General features: G+C 60.1%; 13 protein-coding genes. 6 read left to right on the plus strand and 7 right to left on the minus strand.

The window, feature by feature from the left end; all coding sequences use genetic code 11:
* The first annotated feature begins 35 nt into the window (after positions 1-35).
* From ACOH1Z_RS11980 to ACOH1Z_RS12000, 5 genes are read left to right on the plus strand one after another with little or no spacing between them, the layout of a single operon-like run.
* On the plus strand, positions 36-1145 hold the full coding sequence (locus ACOH1Z_RS11980) for a dihydrodipicolinate synthase family protein (protein ID WP_449648721.1): 1110 nt from the start codon (positions 36-38) through the stop codon (positions 1143-1145).
* Complete coding sequence (locus ACOH1Z_RS11985; RefSeq protein ID WP_449648722.1) at positions 1138-2199, plus strand: NAD-dependent epimerase/dehydratase family protein; 1062 nt, start codon at positions 1138-1140, stop codon at positions 2197-2199. The genes ACOH1Z_RS11980 and ACOH1Z_RS11985 overlap by 8 nt, the downstream gene beginning before the upstream one ends.
* Before the next feature lie 30 nt (positions 2200-2229).
* Positions 2230-3399 carry a CaiB/BaiF CoA transferase family protein gene (locus ACOH1Z_RS11990; RefSeq protein WP_449648723.1) on the plus strand — a complete coding sequence of 390 codons (1170 nt, stop codon included), beginning with the start codon at positions 2230-2232 and terminating at the stop codon, positions 3397-3399.
* Positions 3396-4223 carry an enoyl-CoA hydratase/isomerase family protein gene (locus ACOH1Z_RS11995; protein ID WP_449648724.1) on the plus strand — a complete coding sequence of 276 codons (828 nt, stop codon included), beginning with the start codon at positions 3396-3398 and terminating at the stop codon, positions 4221-4223. The genes ACOH1Z_RS11990 and ACOH1Z_RS11995 overlap by 4 nt, the downstream gene beginning before the upstream one ends.
* Positions 4224-4249: 26 nt before the next feature.
* Positions 4250-5626 (plus strand): FAD-dependent oxidoreductase, encoded by a 1377-nt coding sequence (locus tag ACOH1Z_RS12000; RefSeq protein WP_449648725.1) that lies wholly within the window; start codon positions 4250-4252, stop codon positions 5624-5626.
* A 31-nt stretch (positions 5627-5657) separates the two neighbouring features.
* Here the strand turns inward: ACOH1Z_RS12000 and ACOH1Z_RS12005 are convergent, their stop codons facing one another.
* From ACOH1Z_RS12005 to ACOH1Z_RS12030, 6 genes are all read right to left on the minus strand, one after another.
* On the minus strand, positions 5658-6536 hold the full coding sequence (locus ACOH1Z_RS12005) for a DUF6807 family protein (RefSeq protein WP_449648726.1): 879 nt from the start codon (positions 6534-6536) through the stop codon (positions 5658-5660).
* 1 nt (position 6537) lies between these two features.
* A complete protein-coding gene (locus ACOH1Z_RS12010; RefSeq protein ID WP_449648727.1) occupies positions 6538-7635 on the minus strand; it encodes a Gfo/Idh/MocA family protein in 1098 nt (365 codons plus the stop codon).
* Positions 7636-7644: 9 nt separating this feature from the next.
* Positions 7645-8511: a carbohydrate ABC transporter permease gene (locus ACOH1Z_RS12015; RefSeq protein WP_449648728.1), complete on the minus strand. Its 867-nt coding sequence runs from the start codon at positions 8509-8511 to the stop codon at positions 7645-7647.
* A complete protein-coding gene (locus tag ACOH1Z_RS12020; RefSeq protein ID WP_449648729.1) occupies positions 8501-9376 on the minus strand; it encodes a carbohydrate ABC transporter permease in 876 nt (291 codons plus the stop codon). The genes ACOH1Z_RS12015 and ACOH1Z_RS12020 overlap by 11 nt, the downstream gene beginning before the upstream one ends.
* A 135-nt stretch (positions 9377-9511) precedes the next feature.
* Positions 9512-10789 carry an ABC transporter substrate-binding protein gene (locus tag ACOH1Z_RS12025; protein WP_449648730.1) on the minus strand — a complete coding sequence of 426 codons (1278 nt, stop codon included), beginning with the start codon at positions 10787-10789 and terminating at the stop codon, positions 9512-9514.
* A 265-nt stretch (positions 10790-11054) separates the two neighbouring features.
* Positions 11055-12092: a LacI family DNA-binding transcriptional regulator gene (locus ACOH1Z_RS12030; protein WP_449648731.1), complete on the minus strand. Its 1038-nt coding sequence runs from the start codon at positions 12090-12092 to the stop codon at positions 11055-11057.
* A gap of 169 nt (positions 12093-12261) precedes the next feature.
* Here ACOH1Z_RS12030 and ACOH1Z_RS12035 point away from each other — a divergent pair, with 169 nt between their 5' ends.
* Positions 12262-13206 (plus strand): CPBP family intramembrane glutamic endopeptidase, encoded by a 945-nt coding sequence (locus ACOH1Z_RS12035; protein ID WP_449648732.1) that lies wholly within the window; start codon positions 12262-12264, stop codon positions 13204-13206.
* Here ACOH1Z_RS12035 and mfd read toward each other — a convergent pair.
* Positions 13203-16874 (minus strand): transcription-repair coupling factor, encoded by a 3672-nt coding sequence (gene mfd, locus ACOH1Z_RS12040; RefSeq protein WP_449648733.1) that lies wholly within the window; start codon positions 16872-16874, stop codon positions 13203-13205. The two genes, ACOH1Z_RS12035 and mfd, sit on opposite strands and share 4 nt — an antisense overlap.
* Positions 16875-16911: the final 37 nt, after the last annotated feature.

The following is a 16911-nucleotide window of genomic DNA, read 5'->3' on the forward strand; positions in this document are numbered from 1 at the left end:
GTGGTTGGATCGTGATCGACAAAGGGAAGGTGACGATGGCGTCCTCGTCTGGAATCGATTCTGAAAACCCCGCTTATGCGGTGCTCCATGCGGGGACTGTGATCCCCGCCCATCTGCTTGCCCTCACAGCGCAACGCTCCCTCGACGAAACGCGACAGCGCGCTCTCACCCGCTACTACCTCGATTCCGGAGTCGGCGGCCTCGCCGTCGGCGTGCACACCACCCAATTCGGTATCCGAGAGCGCGGCCTCTATTCCCGAGTGCTCGAGCTCGCCGCAGAAGAATCCCGCACGTGGACCTCTCGCCCGATCGCGCTCGTCGCCGGACTCATCGGAGACACCGAGCAGGCCACAAGTGAAGCCCGAACCGCAGTTCAACTCGGCTACCACGCTGGGCTACTCAACTTGGCGGCCCTCAAATCATGGAGCGAAGACCAACTCCTCGAACACTGTCGCACGATAGCCGCCGAGATCCCCCTCATCGGGTTCGCGCTCCTGCCAGAAGTCGGCGGATTTCATCTCTCATTTAACTTCTGGCGGCAGTTCGCCGAAATCGAGAACGTCATCGCGATCAAGATGGCGCCGTTCAATCGCTACCGCACCCTCGACATCGTGCGCGCGGTCGTTGCCGCTCGCGCCGAAGACCGAATCGCGCTCTACACCGGCAATGACGACCACATTGTGCTCGACCTGCTGCAACCATTCGCGATTCCGCGGGACAATGGCACCGTCACGGTAAGAATTCGCGGAGGATTGTTGGGCCACTGGAGCGTGTGGACCCACACCGCCGTAGAGCAGTTCACCGAGATCACCGCCCCAAGCACGGGCGCCTCCAACGAACTTCTTGCGCTCGACTCTGTCGTCACCGACTGCAACAGCGCAATCTACGACGCCGCTAACGACTTCGCTGGCTGCATCCCCGGCTGTCACGAAGTACTTCGCCGCCAAGGACTATTTGAGGGCGTCTGGTGCCTCGACGAGAACGAAACTCTGTCACCCGGTCAGCTCGAGGAAATCGACCGAGTGTATTCAGAGCATCCGCAAATGAACGACGACGACTTTGTGCGCGCCAACCTCAGCCGCTGGCTGAACGAGCACCGCGCTACCCACTCCGCACCCATCAACCGAGGACCCCACTATGTCTGAACGCACCGCCGCGTCCACTCTTGATCACACTCCCTTGCCCGACCACTTTGAAGATGCCGCCCACCTCGAGGAGTTCATGTCGCTGCCGACCCAGGCCACGATCGACGAACTTGCCACTCTCGACGGCGACATCATCATCCTCGGAGTCGCCGGAAAAATGGGAGTAACTCTCGCCCGCCTCATCAAACGAGCAGCACCCCAGAAACGCGTGATCGGCGTTGCCCGCTTCAGTGATGAAGGATCGCAAGCACACCTCAATAGTTTCGATGTCGAAACCATCGTGTGCGATCTGCTCAATCCGGATGCTGTCGCTGCCCTTCCGCAGGCCGCGAACGTTATTTACATGGCCGGCCTCAAGTTCGATTTCCGGGGTCGGGAAGGATTCCTGTGGGCGATGAACACCTACGTTCCCTCGCTAGTGGCGCAGCATTATCGCGACTCGCGAATCGTGGCACTCTCGACCATCCACGTGTATCCCTGGAGCGATTCGCGCCGAGGCGGTGTGACCGAAGAGAGCCTGCCGCTAGCCCGTCCCGGTGAATACGCCAACTCAGTAGTTGGCCGCGAACGGATGTTCCAATACTTCTCCGAGATCAATGAAACACCGGGGCGGTTGGTGCGCTTTGTCTACGCCATCGACATGCGATACGGAGTTTTTCAAGAAATAGCGGATTGGGTTTTCAACGAAGTTCCCATCCCGCTCGACACCGGCAACGTGAATGTGATGTGGCAGGGAGATGCGATCAACCACTTCGCGCGTCTCCTCACTCGCTGCGAGACACCGGCGACACCGATCAACATCGGAGGGCCCGAGACAGTGAGCGTTCGCTATCTCGCTGAGGCCTTCGGTCGCGAATTCGGTATAGAGCCAATCTTTGTGGGCACCGAGAGTGAATCCAGCCTCACGGTGAACTGCGACCGCGCCGCTCAAGAACTCGGCAACCCCATCATTCCCGTCAACGTCATGGTGCGGTGGGTTGCCCATTGGGTGCGCAACGGTGGCGAAACCTATGGCAAGCCGAGCAAGTTCCAAGTGCGCAACGGCATCTTCTAAACCTCGACCGTCAACACGATTGGCTACACCATGCTTTCCGGCATTCGCGTTCTCAGCTTCACCCACTTCTTGCAGGGCCCCTCAGCGAGCCAAATTTTGGCAGACCTCGGTGCCGACGTGATCAAAGTTGAGCCGCCATCGGGTGCTTTCGAGCGCTCCTGGACAGGCCCGGGTCGAATGATCAACGGCGTCAGCCCGTTCTTCACACTCGCGAATCGCAATGTGCGAAGCCTTGCCGTCGATCTGAAGAATCCGGATGCGCTCGAGCCGCTTCTCGAACTAGTTCGATCCAGCGACGTCCTCATCGAAAGCTTTCGTCCTGGTGCCCTCGATCGACTCGGCCTTGGCTATGACACGCTGAAAAAGATCAACCCGCGACTCATCTACTGTTCGCTGTCGGGCTATGGATCTGACGGACCCTACGTGGATCGACCAGGCCAAGACGTGCTGGTTCAAGCGATGTCTGGGCTTGCTGCCGCAACCGGTCGCGCAGACCACGACCCAACACCCGTCGGCGCCTGCATTGTCGATCAGCACGCCGCTGTTCTCGGAGCCATGGGAATCCTCGCAGCGCTCCACGGGCGCGAACGCTCGGGCGAAGGCACGCGGGTGGAAAGCAACCTTCTCAATGCAGCGCTTGACCTGCAAATTGAGCCCCTCAACTACGCACTCAATGGATGGGACGACACGCGATCGGCAGCGGGAGTCTCTTCGTCGTACTACAAAGCTCCCTATGGGGTGTTTGCGGCATCCGATGGACATCTGTGCATCTCATTGACGAGCTTGGCTGCGCTTACCGCACTCTTCGACGACGAATGGTTTGCCTCCATCGGCGAAGAGAATTCCTTCGACCATCGCGATGAGATCAACAACCGCATCGCCGGCTACATCCTGACCCGCACCACCGCTGAGTGGTTCGAGATCTTTGACGAACACCGCATCTGGTCAGCACCCGTGCAGAACTACCAACAGGTGATCGCCGACCCCCAGGTGAATCACAACAACAGCTTTGACTCCTTTGAGCATGAGACTGCTGGTGAGATTCGCGTGCTTCGCCATCCCGTGAGCTATGGCGGCAACCGACCAGGAATTCGCACGGCCCCACCCGAGCTCGGGGGGCACACTGCAGAGGTGCTCGCTGAAGTCGGCTACTCCGCTGAGGCGATCCACAAACTCACTGAGAGCAAGGCATTTCTGTGAGCGGCCCAGCGGCATCGACCTCGGGCCTCGAGTCTGCGGGCGACGACGAGCTCATCTCGCTTGAACGCCGCGACCGAGTCCTGCTCGTTCGACTCAACCGGCCGACAAAAAGAAACAGCCTGAATCGCCCCATGATTGAGGCGCTCATTGACATCTTCGCCGCCCTGGCCAGCGGCGCAGACGGAACCGACAGCGTCGGCGCCGTCATACTCGCCGGAAGCCCTGGAGCATTCTGTGCCGGAGCCGACATCGGCGGATACCACCACGCCTCAGCGGAAGCCCTCAACGAGTTCACGAACCGAGCACTCACGCTCGTCAACCTCGTTCGCTCGACCCCGGTTCCGGTAATCGCGAGCATCGACGGAATGGCCCTCGGTGGCGGACTAGAACTGGCACTCGCCGCCGACTTCATCCTGGCGAGCGACCGCGCATCGCTTGGCCTGCCAGAAACGCGCATCGGACTCATACCCGGATGGGGCGGCACGGCCAGCCTCACCGACGCCATTGGCGTTCGCCGAGCGAAAGAGCTCATCTTCAGCGGCGCCCCCCTCAGCGCCGAAATGGCGTACGCGTGGGGTCTCATCAATCACATCGCCGCCGCTGGCGAAGTGGATGCTGCAGCGCTCGAACTGGCGCAGCAGATTACTGAACGCGCTCCCCTCGGCGTTCGCGCGGCCAAGCGATCGATCCATGCAGCGACGTCCTCGACCATCGGCACCCCGACCGAAACCCAGGAGCTCCTGACGCTCTTCGCGACAGCAGATGGCGTTGAGGGAGTCGCAGCATTTGTCGAAAAACGGGCACCACACTTTTCTGGCCGCTAGGACACCCACGATAGAGAGGTCACCCCATGGCAAGCATTCCCGTCGAGACCGAGTTTTCCCACTGGCGCATTTCGAACGCGCACAGCCCTGATCATGACTTTCCGGTGTTAGCCGAAGTTGACGTGGTCGTCGTCGGTGCCGGTCCCGCCGGGGTGGCAGCCGCAACAGTCGCAGCAGAGTCCGGACTCTCCGTGCTCATCGTCGAAGGCTACGGGTTCGCCGGCGGGTCTGCAGTAGCCGGGCTATCCGCGACGATCTGCGGGCTCTACTTGGCGTCAGAGACCGAGCGCGAGCCTGAGCAGGTAGTCCACGGATTCACCGAACGGTTTCGCGCGGCACTAGCCGCGCGCGGAGGCGTCACACCTCCTCAACGCTACGGACTCACGTATACCGTTGCCCATGATCCGCTGGTCTGGCGCGAAGTCGCAGACTCGCTGCTCTTCAACGCTGGCGTGCGGGTGATGTACCACACCCAACTCACGGGCGTCATTATGGATGCCGACAAGTACACCGGAATCGTCGTGCATTCCAAAGCGGGAATGAGTGCTATTCACGCCCGCCGGGTCATCGATGCATCGGGTGATGCTGCGGCAGTTGCCCGCGGCGGAGGCAAGTACTTCTTTGGCGACGAGGGTCGCATCCAAAACCCGACCATGTTCTTTCGTCTTGGCGGAATTGACACCGACGCTTTTTGGGCGCAGTGGGGCGCCGACACTATCTCCCCGCCTGCCATCACCGAGGCGATTGTGAGTCGCCGAGAGAAGGGCGCTGACCTTCCGCGAGAGAAAATCTGGGTGTTCCGGTCAACACGTCCTGGCGAGTTGTTGGTGAATGCCACCCGGCTCAGCGACAGCGATGGGCGGATGCTCAACGTCATCGATCCCGAAGATTTCACGATCGCTGAAATGCTCGGGCGCAAGCAAGTGCGGGCCTACGCAGAGTTCTTCGCGTCTGCCGTCGACGGATGCCGCGACGCGTATGTAGTTGACACGGGTGTTGAAGCGGGAATCCGTCAGACCCGCAGCATCGTTGGTGTCGAGACGCTCAGCAACGATCACGTGCTGGAATGCCGCAAGAGTGAGCACGGAATTGTGCGATCGCCGTGGCCTATTGAACTCCACAGCGGCAACCGCCCGAAGCTGCACTGGTTGCTCGATGACTACTACGAGATTCCGTACAACACGCTTGTTCCCGCCGTCGGCGAGAACATCATCGTCGCTGGCCGGTGCCTCAGCGCTGAACATGAAGCCCTTGCCTCTGCCCGGGTCACGGCACAGTGCTTTGAGCTGGGTCACGCTGCCGCTGTGGCGACGATACTGACGCTCGAATCAGAACGCGGCTACCGCGACATCGCTGGCTCGCAAGTGCGCGAGATCATGGCCACCAACGGCAGCTCGCTCTAGAGCGGCTGCCGCTGCCTACTGCCGCTGCCGGCTACTTCAGGAGGTCGTCGCGCACCGCAGCCGCATCAATCGTGCCGTCATAGATCACGAGGCGGTGACTCAACTCGAGTGATCCTCCCGGTGGCACGGTGAAGGCGTTCTCGTAGGCCCCGGCCCAGCCGATCGCCGGAAAGTCCTCGAAACGGTAGAGCCACGCTTGGTCCCCCGTCGGCGACCTGTCGGTGAACGCGAGCCCCAGAGTGACGGTGTCTCCCGCTCCGGTAGTTCCGGACACAACGAGAGTGCGTGAGCGCGCGCCTGACACCGAGATCTCCCCGGAGTCACCCCAGAGGGCGCTCGGGGTAAACCCTTCAGCAAGCCTCAAGAAGAGACCGCCATAGCCACCATCGGGGCGGCCGCGCTGTGCCGGAGTGGCGAGGGTTAGTTCAGCGTCGGTGACATTGCTGAGTCGAGAGTTGTGGTCGAGCATCCAGCCGACCGCTGATTCTGTTGTGTGCGACAAGCCGATAGTCCGCTGCTCGGTCAGCAGCGGCTGTTCTTCGTGCCCCACCCAGTTGAGTTGTTCGACCCAGCCAACGTGGGCGCCAACGTTGTCGCGGTGTTGCCACCGTTCGTGGCTGATGCGCCCCTGGTCGGCGACAATCTTGTAGCCCTCATCGGGCCCGAAGTACGTTCCTCCGCCCCAAAGGTTGTGGTCTCCCACGCGCGGAAACGCAAACTGCAACCCTTGATGCCAGGGATGATCCTCGGGTGCAAAGTCAGTGATTTGTGCCCCGCTGAGAGTGCGAAGCGGATGAAAATGTGGCTTGGGCGTATTGACGGCGTCAATGTTCGCCCCGAGACGGTATTCGGCGATGGTGGCGTTGTCTGCGACGACATCAAGTCCGTCGCTGTGATCGGAAATACGCATGCTATTTCTTGGCCTCCGCTCGCGCCGGACCGCCAGCATCGATTGCTTCATAGAACGGATCCCCCGCCACAATCTCGCCGCGCTTAACGAGGGTTCCGGTGGCAGCTGACTTGTAGAGAGCGGTGAGAAACTCGATCGTTGCGCGGGCTTCTGCTACGAGCAATTCGGGGCGCTCCCCTGCGCGCCAGTGTCCCAGAATGTTGGCCAACTGTTCGCGGTGCGCCTGCTTTTCGCCCTCGGGCTCAGCCCAGTCACTCACGACCTGGGACTGACCTTCGTCATCGATTTGGCGAACGGTCCACTCATCCATCAACGGCATATAGAGCGTCTCCAAATCGATGGTCGCCTTTTGTGCCGTAACTTGGATACGGGTCTCCTGTTGGTGACTGAGCACTTGCGATAGCAGCGTTGCCATTCCCCCACCAGCGAAGCGCACGACGGCGGTGCTGGCATCCTCGACCTCAATGGGCCGATCGAGGGTGTCGGCGAATCCGGCAACGCTTGACCAGTCACCCATCAACCACAGCAGCAGGTCAATCGCATGGTGCGCTTGAGTTGTGGTGGCGCCGGCGAATTCGGTCGCGAACTTGCCGCGCCAGCTCGTCTCCCAATATTCGGGACCCCGATACCAGGATGTGTTGGCGTACCCAGTGAGTACGGTTCCCCAGTCTCCGCTGCGAAGTTTGTCGCGCACCTGACGCGCGCCGCCCGAGTAGCGGAACTGCGAGACCGTGATGCAGGCTTGGCCTGTCTCGGCTTCAACCGCGGCGATGCGGTCGACCGATGCCAGTGACCCGGTCATCGGTTTTTCGCAAAATACCCACGCTCCGGCCCGCATCACTTGAATGGCGAGAGGTTCGTGCGTGTGCGGCGGCGTCGCCAGCACGACGATGTCAGGATGCTGTTCTTCCATCATCACTGCGAGGTCGCTGTAGAGCTTGTCTGTTCCGAATCGCTCGCCGGCCTCTGTGCGTCGTGCCTCATCCAGATCGACGATGCCGACGAGTTCCGCTTGCTCGGCAAGGGCCGTAATGGCGGGGAGATGGGCTGCGGCCCCAATGCCGCCTGCCCCAACAACCGCTATGCGTGCTTTCTTCATAAAACTGGGCTATCCCTTCAAACCTGTTGTGGCGATACCGCTCGTCAGGTACTTCTGACCTGCGAGGAAGAATCCGAATAGTGGGCCGAGTGAGAGTACAGCCATAGCGAACATGGGCCCCCACGAGGATTCACCGGTGGAGTCGAGGAACGAGTTCAGTCCAAGCGGCACCGTATAGAGACGCGGGTCACTCAGATAAATCATCGGAGTAAAGAAGTCATTCCAGGTCCAGATGAACGTGAAGATCGCAGTTGTCGCTAGCGCGGGAATGGTCAGCGGAAGGATGATTCTCCAGTAGATCTGGAATGGTCCAGCACCATCCACCCGTGCCGCTTGGTCTAGTTCAATCGGCAGCCCGCGCATGAACTGCACCATCAGGAAGATGAAGAACGAGTCAACCGCTAAGAACTTCGGCGCGATGAGCGGCAGGAAGGTATTCACCCAGTCGAGCTGCGCAAACAAGATGTATTGCGGCACAATCACCACGTGGTACGGCAACATGATCGTGGCAAGCATCGCCCCGAAGAGCACTCGGCGCAGTCGGAAGTTCAACCGCGCGAACGCGTACGCGGCCAGTGAGCACGCAATGAGGTTTCCGATAACGGCGAGCGCCGCAACGATGGTGGAGTTCAAGAAGTACGTCGAGAACCCAATCCCAGCGCCTTCCCACCCACGTTCGTAGTTGTCGGTGACTACCGGGTTGGGGATCAGCGACACTTCGCTGAAGATCTGAGCCGTGTCCTTGAAGGAGCTTCCGATCATCCACAGCACCGGATACAGCATGAGCATGCCGAACCCAATAATGAGAAAGTGGGCGAATGCCTTGCGCGTCTTGCTCTTCTTCGCGCCGACAATTCCCGTCATATTAGTCGTCATAGTGCACCCAATACTTTGAAAGCCAGAAGTTGATTCCGGTGATCGCGGCGATGACGAGCAGTAGTGCCCATGCCATCGCGCTGGCGTAGCCCATTTCTAGGCCGGTGAACCCTCGTTGGTACAAATACAGGGTGTAGAACAGCGTCGAGTTTGCTGGGCCACCCGTTCCGCCCGAAACCACATAGGCCGGAGTGAACGCCTGCATGGCACCGATGAGTTGCAAGATCATGTTGAAGAGCACGATCGGGGTGAGCATCGGAAACGTGATGTGGCGAAAGCGCCCCCAGGCAGTGACGCCATCGACGGCCGCAGCCTCGTAGAGGTAAACGGGAATCTGGCGAAGCGCAGCTAAGAAGATCACCATGGGCGATCCGAAAGTCCACACGTTCAAGACAATCAGCGTTCCCAGTGCGGTATCCGGATGCCCGATCCAGGATTGTCCCTCGATTCCGACGAGCGCGAGCACCTGGTTGATGAGCCCGGACTGACCAAACATTTGGCGCCACAGGATCGCGATGGCAACGCTGCCGCCGATCAGCGACGGAATGTAATAGATCGAGCGGTAGATCGGCAAACCTCTAATACCGCGGTTGAGCGCCATGGCAACGAGGAGTGCGAACGCTAACTGCAGAGGCACAGACACGAACACATAAATTGCCGTGACGCGCACGGACTCGAGATACTTCGGGTCTGCGGTAAACATGCGCTCGTAGTTGTCGAGGCCGACCCACTCGGGCGGGCTTAGCAGGCTGTAGTCGGTAAACGACAGGTACAGCGAAACGAGCATGGGCCCGAAGGTGATGACGACGAAGCCGATCAACCAGGGGGCAAGAAAAAGGTACGGAGCTGCGCGGTCGAGCATCATTCTGCGACGCAACGAGCGCGTACCCCGAGACCGGGGAGCTTGTGCAGCTCCCCGGCCCGGACGCGACTCGGACCGTCCGCGCGTGTCAGCCGGAGCTGACACGTCGTTAGAGGTCTGAGGCAGTGTCATGGTGTGTTAGCTCAGTTCCTGCTCGGCACGTTCAATGAAGCTGGCAACAGCGTCCTTGATGCTCATGCGGTCGAACTGAACTTCTTGAGCGAGCTCTGCGAAGAGCGCATTCACGTTACCGGCGCCGGGCTTCGGCGGTACGGGAGGTGCTGCACCATCTTCACGAACACCATCGATGACAGTGAGTCCCTTGGCTGTAACGTCGTCAACATTGGCTGTTGCCGCGTCGCCCACTGCGGGGTTGGCGGGAACTCCGCGGTCGATGCCCAGAATGGCGTATGCCTCTGGGTCATTGAGAAGGAAGTTCACGAGCATTGCGGCTTCCTTCGGGTGCTCGGTCTTGGCACCGATCGCAATGTTCATTGCGGTGCGCAGGTAGGAGCCGGCCTCAGGGGATTCTCCCGGCATCCGGTCGATAGCAATTTCTGCCTCGATGCTCGACTGCACTGCTGCCATTTGGTTGGCGAAGATGAAGCCGGATGCTGCCTTGCTCGCGATGATCGCGTCGAAGGGCGTTGGGTACTCGGAGGTCAATGAACCTGGAGTCGCAGCGCCTGATGCGCGCAGGTCAGCCCAGTACTGCCAGAAGTCTTCGAGGGTTTCAGCCGAGAAGCCGAGGCCGTCATCTGTCAGGTAGGACTCGCCGTTTTGGTTGGCCCACACTTCGAAGACCTGGTACCCGGTCGACAAGTCGGTCACGCCGAAGGTACCGGCATCGGTTCCGTCGCTTACCTTCTTCGCTGCCGTAGCGAGGTCGTCCCAGCTCCACCCCTCTGTGGGGATCGAGACGCCTGCCTGATCGAACAGTTCGGTGTTGAAGATGAACGCCTGGGTGGTTAGTCCGAACTGCAGTGCAGAGAGTGACCCATCGATCGTGCTCGTGTCGAGCAGTCCCTGATCCCACCCGTCGAGGCTGAGGCCCTGACTTGTTGCTTCGTTGAGGTCATAGAGCTGGCCGCGCGAAGCGAACTCGCGAAGCACTTCTTCATAGAGCTGAAAGACGTCGGGTGAATTGTTGCCGGCAGCTTGAGTGAGCAGCTTGTCGATGTAGCCATCGAAGCCGCCGAAGTCACGCACGACCGTGATGCCGGGATTTTTTTCTTCGAACAGGTCAAGGGCTTCGTTGGTGAGTTCGTGACGTGAGTCCGTTCCCCACCAGGAGAATCGAAGTTCAACTTCGCTCTGCTCGGATTCGGCTGCTGGTGCACAGCCGACCATCGCAATACTGACCGCAACAGCTGCAGCCGCGGCGAGTGCTGCTCGCCGGATTCGGTTCTTAACCACTGTGTGTTCCCATCTCTTCGTTGAGAATTGCTGAGCCGGTTGCTTGATCTGTGGACTGACCAATTCTTCTGCCGGCGACGGGCCGTCGGTGACCCGGCCCTGCACGAAGCGGCCAGGTCGGCCGCGTTGCACTGTGGCGATCCTAACCACCTAGAACCGATTCCGTCAACGATTCTGGAAAGGATTCCGGAAACTATGATTATTGGTCTCCCCCTCGTCAAGCCCGTCGGCCTTCGGCACCCAAAGAGCAGACAAACCGGTCTGCCTAGCTCTGTTCACCCAACGGAACAGGGCCAATACAGCCCCCGGAGCGATATTCAGTAGCGAGCACTACCTCCCGCGGGTCTGCCCCCTGCAAGCTCTCCAACATGAGCGTCGCAGCCACTGCTCCCAATTCCTGACGATCGCGCCAAATAGTGTCAAGCGCCGGGGTCATAAACTCCGCAAGCGGAACCGGGTCACACGTGACCAAGCTGAGGTCGGTGGGCGCGCTCAGCCCCGCCTCGCGCATGGCGGTAAAAACACCAACGAGAATCTGGTTGCTTCCCGCAACTATCGCGGTCGGGCGCTGAGCTCGTGCCACAAGCTCCCGAGTAGCCTCTTCACCGTGCTGTGCAGAAAAGGACCCAGAGAGCACCTCAATCGACACTCCGGGATACGCTGCAGCCGCTTCCTGCGCAGCCGCAGCGCGTTCCATGGCGGGCAAAACATTAGCGAGACCATTAATCAGGGCAATGCGCGTGTGACCGAGTCCAATGAGCTTTTCCACCACCTCGCTCATCCCCGCTCGGTGATCACTCAACACTCGCGAGGCGCCTGCCGTCCCCAAATTCCGATCGATCAGCACGGTAGGCAATCCCGAGTTAGCGATCGCGTCAACAATTGGTCCGCCGTCTTCCTCGCCGACCGAAACCAACAATCCATCGACACGACGTTTGATGAGCATCCGAAGCTGCTTCACCGCGATCTCAGGATCGTTGAGCGAGTTTGCGACAAAAGTTGAGTAACCCTGCGCCCGAAGCACCGTCTCGGCCCCGTGCGAGATCTCAGCAAAGAGTTGGTTCGAGATATCCGCAACGACAACGCCGATCGTGCGGGTCGCCCCCGTGCGCAAGCTCTGCGCCAGGACATCAGGCTCGTAGCCCAACTCTTCCACTGCAGCGAGCACTTTCTCGCGCATCCGATCACTAACATCGGGGTGGTCAGAGAGTACTCGAGAGACCGATGACATGGCGACGCCCGCCCGGTCGGCAACATCTTTCATTCCCGAAAGTTTCGTCTCGCTGCCTGATTGCCTCGTCACGACTCCTGCTTTCTTGCGCGTTCACACAATCGCGACTTCGTAGTGCTGCTGAAAAGAGTTGACTCACAGCATTGTCACCACCGGGCAGACTATTGCGGAAATCCTCTCTGGTCAACGATTCCGGTATGGGTTCCAGACCTTTACAGCAAACGCGTGACACCATTGGTGGATGCTCGACCCCACCAATCCCGTCATGCTTGCGCTCTTGTGGCTCACCCTCGTCGGGGTGCTGACCGCACTTGCCCTGCGCACATTTCGCCGGGATCAGCGCGAGTATCGCCGCTTCAAGAGATTTCGCACCACTAAGCGCCGCCAGCTCATGTTGCGCCGCTGGCTCCTCGTCTCGATGAGCCTGTTTGGCGGGATGGCCGTTGTCACGCTGCTCGCCAGCGGACAGTTCGCCGCTCCCCTGCTCTCTGAAGTGCAAGCGTGGCCCTGGGTCTCGTGGCTTCTCATGGTATTCGCGGCCCGCCCGGCAGTAACGACCGGGGTAATCATCGGTGCGATTATCGGCATCGTTGGACTCACTATTGTCGGGGTCGTTGCTGTTCGCAAAGAGGGTGACGAGATCATCAGCGTCGGCGATATTCAGTCGATTTTGCCCCGCAACCGTCAAGAGCTCGTTCTCGGCGGACTGCTCTCAATCAATGCGGGAATCGTCGAAGAACTGTTGTTCAGACTCGCATTGCCCGCCCTGCTCTTCGCTACCACGGGCAATGCCATCGTGGCGATTGTCGGCAGCGTGCTGCTGTTCGGGATCATGCACTCGTATCAGGGCGTCGCCGGAATCGTCATCACCACGGTGATCGGCGCGCTGTTCATGATGCTTTACGTGCTGACGGGCAGCATTGTCGTTGCGATAATCGCGCACGCCATTCTCGACCTGCGATCGCTCGTCGTGATCCCCATGGCGGTCAGCCGCGTTCACCTCATCGACGGTCGCCTCAACCCGCTCGCTTTCCCGCCGAAGCATGCGCCGGCAAATCCGCCGAGTGCCGTGCCAGATTCCCTAACGCCACCTGTTCCAGCGCCAGACTCCCCGGCGCAGATTTCCCCCGTGCCGGTTTCCCCAATACCGGATGCTCCGCGCGAGGTTGCCTCCACCGAAAGTTAGGGCTTCGCGGCCGTGCCGCCCTCTGCTGCTGCTACTTTCGCTGCTGCCGCGGTGTCTGCAGCGACCTTCTCTGCGGCTTCGGCGGCGAGAGCCAACTCTGCGAGCTCAGCCGCGGTGTCTTTAGCGCCAAAGACCGAAACGAGGAGGTCTTTCGTCCACTCGATCAGTTGACCGTCGCTCACGCCCGTCGGTAGCGGAACGATCGCCGCTGCCGCAGCGGCGTGATACTTCGATCCCGGATACATACGCTGTAGCCGTATCTGCTTTGAGTCGAGCAAATCTGCCGGCGCCACTCGCAGCTTGTCGCCCATCACGACGACCTCGCTGAACCCGGCCTTCTGTGCCATCCGTCGCAGTCGAGAGACGGCGATGAGGTGCTGCACTTGCTCTGGTGGTTCGCCATAGCGGTCGCTCAGCTCGTCAAACACGCGATCAATACTGTCGGCGGATGCCGCTGGCGCGCTTGCCGTCGACAACTTCTGATAGGCCTCGAGTCGTAGTCGCTCGCTTTCCACATAGTCTTCGGGAATGTTGGCATCGACCGGCAGCTCAAGGCGCAGCTCGGTTTGGCCTTCGGCGACATCACCGCGGAATGTCGATACGGCTTCGCCGATCATCCGCAAATAGAGGTCAAAGCCAACGCCGGCAATGTGGCCAGACTGTTCGCCTCCGAGCAGGTTTCCGGCTCCACGAATTTCGAGGTCTTTGAGGGCGATCTGCATTCCAGCACCAAGCTCGTTGTTGGCGGCAATGGTGTCGAGGCGCTCGTGCGCGGTTTCGCTGAGCGGCTTCTCTTCGTCGTAGAGGAAGTACGCGTAGGCACGTTCGCGGCCTCGCCCGACGCGTCCACGCAGTTGGTGGAGCTGACTGAGCCCGTACTTGTCTGCGCGGTCGATGATCAACGTGTTGGCGTTGGCAATGTCGAGGCCGGTTTCGATGATGGTCGTCGAGACGAGCACATCGAATTTGCGTTCCCAGAAGTCGACCATCACTTGTTCGAGCACGGCTTCTGGTAGTTGTCCGTGGGCAACAGCGATGCGAGCATCCGGAACCAACTCGGCAAGCTTTGCTGCTACCCGGTTGATTGAGCTCACTCGGTTGTGAACATAGAAAACTTGACCTTCGCGCAGCAGTTCGCGACGAATTGCCGCCGAAACCTGACGCTCGGAGTATGGTCCGACAAAACTCAGGATGGGGTGACGATCTTCTGGCGGTGTTGCCAAAGTCGACATTTCGCGGATGCCCGTGACGGCCATCTCGAGGGTACGAGGAATCGGGGTTGCTGTCATCGCCAAAATGTCGACGTTGGTTTTGAGCTTCTTGAGCGCATCTTTGTGCTCGACACCGAAGCGCTGCTCTTCGTCAATGATCACTAGTCCGAGATCTTTGAAGGCAATGTTTTTCGAAAGGAGGCGGTGGGTACCGATGACGACATCCACGGTTCCATCGGTGAGGCCGGCCAGAGTTTCGCGAGCCTCTTTGTCGCTTTGGAAGCGGCTAAGCGCTCGCAAGTGCACGGGGAAGCCGGCGAACCGGTCGGCGAAGGTCTCCATGTGCTGACGAACGAGCAGCGTCGTTGGCACGATCATCGCCACCTGTTTGCCGTCTTGAACGGCCTTGAACGCGGCACGAACGGCCACCTCGGTCTTGCCATAGCCCACGTCACCACTCAGCAGCCGGTCCATCGGAACGGGGCTCTGCATGTCAGCTTTGACCTCGTCGATCGTGGTCAGCTGATCGGGGGTCTCGGCAAAAGCAAAAGCCTCTTCGAGTTCGCGCTGCCACGGAGTATCGGCGCTGAAGGCATAGCCTTTGCTGGCCATTCGGGCGCTGTAGAGCTTGACCAGTTCGACGGCGATGTCACGAACGGCCTTGCGAGCCTTTGTCTTGGCTGCCGACCAATCGCTGCCGCCCATCTTGTTGAGCGTTGGGGCTTCGCCGCCGACGTAGCGCGAGAGCAGGTCAAGCTGATCGGTGGGAACATAGAGTTTGTCGCCGGGGTAGCCGCGCTTGTTTGGCGCGTACTCGAGCACGAGGAACTCTCGCTGTGTTTTTACGGCATTGCGTCCCCCCGTGCTCACTTGGCGAGTCACGAGTTCGAGGAACTTGCCGATGCCGTGGGTGTGGTGCACCACGAAGTCGCCACTCTTGAGCTGGATCGGGTCGACAACGTTCTTGCGCCGAGTCGCTAGCTTGCGCGTTGGGCGCGAGGCGTAGCCGACCGAACGACCAAAGAACTCACCCTCACTGAGTACCGCCAGCTTGATGCCATCAACCGCAAAACCGTGGTCGACGGATGCTCGCAGCAAATACGCAACGCCCGGTTCTGTCTCGGCCGGGAACGTCTCGACAGCACGACCTGAGAGTTCTCGCTCGGCCAGAAGATCGGCGGTGCGCTCAACCAGTCCGCTGCCCTCTGCAATGATCCCGACAGTCCACCCGTCAGCAAGCAGTTGAGCGACGTGGTCGAGAGCGCCATCTACCGTTCCCGCAAATGACGGAATTGCTGCGGCATCAATGCGCACATATTCGGATGCTTCTTCTGCCGTATCGAGCAGGCTGGCGGCATCCGCCTCGCCAGAGTCAAAAGTGCTGAGGGTCCACCACGGGCGCGAACCAGCCGACTCTCGAAGCGAATTGAGAGTAACAAAGTCACCAGCATCCAGATCGATGGGAGCTTCAGCTCCTGCAGTGGCAGCATTCCACGCTGCGCTCAAGAATTCGCGGTTCGTTTCTGCCAGGTTCACCGCGCGCGAAGAGACTTTCTCGGGCGACAGCACGGCGATAGCGGAATCCGCCGGGAGGTAATGGGTCAGTGGCACAAGTCGGTCGACCAGAGCGGGAGCGAGCGACTCCATGCCATCGACGGGGATACCCTCAGCGATCTTGGCGAGCATCGTCGACAGGCTCGGGAACTCGTGCTGCATTTCGCGGGCACGCTGGCGAACCGACTCGCTCAAGAGCACTTCGCGGCTCGGTACCAGCTCGGCCGACACAATATCGCCATCGATCGAACGCTGGTCAGCAACTGAGAATTCACGCAGCTGTTCGAGCTCATCACCGAAGAATTCCAGGCGAAGCGGATGTTCGTGGTTGGGGGCAAAGACGTCGAGAATTCCGCCGCGCACCGCAAACTCTCCGCGACGAGTGACCATGTCGACGCGGGAATATGCCAGCGCGATTAGCCGCTCAGACAGTGCAGAAAGATCGTAGTTGCGGGCGCCAGCGGTCAGCGCGATGGGCTCGATCTCCGTGAGGTTGTCGGCGATCGGCTGCAGTGCGGCCCGAACGGATGCCACCAAAACGAACTGGCCGACTGGATTCTCTTTCCAGCGGGCAAGGTCGCGCAGGGCCTGCATCCGCTTGCCGACAGTTTCGGCACTCGGGCTCAAACGTTCGTGGGGAAGCGTCTCCCAAGCCGGAAACTCTACAATCTGAGCGTCAGGAAGGTAGCTGGTGAGCGAGCGGCGCAGTGACTCAGATTCGCGGCCCGTCGCCGTGATCGCCAGCAGCGACCGTGGTTCGGCAGATTTGGTGAGTAACCCACCCAGTAGTGGTGCCCTCAACCCCTCGACGAGGGAGAAGTCTGCGCTTTGCTGCGAAAAACGAAGTGCGTTCTCCACAGTCTGGGCGCGCGAAAGCGCTGAGATAAGTCCGTCAAGAGTCACCGGAGGAGTCTACTCGCGGCTACCGACAGCACGGTGC

This window comes from Rhodoglobus sp., assembly GCF_053580035.1.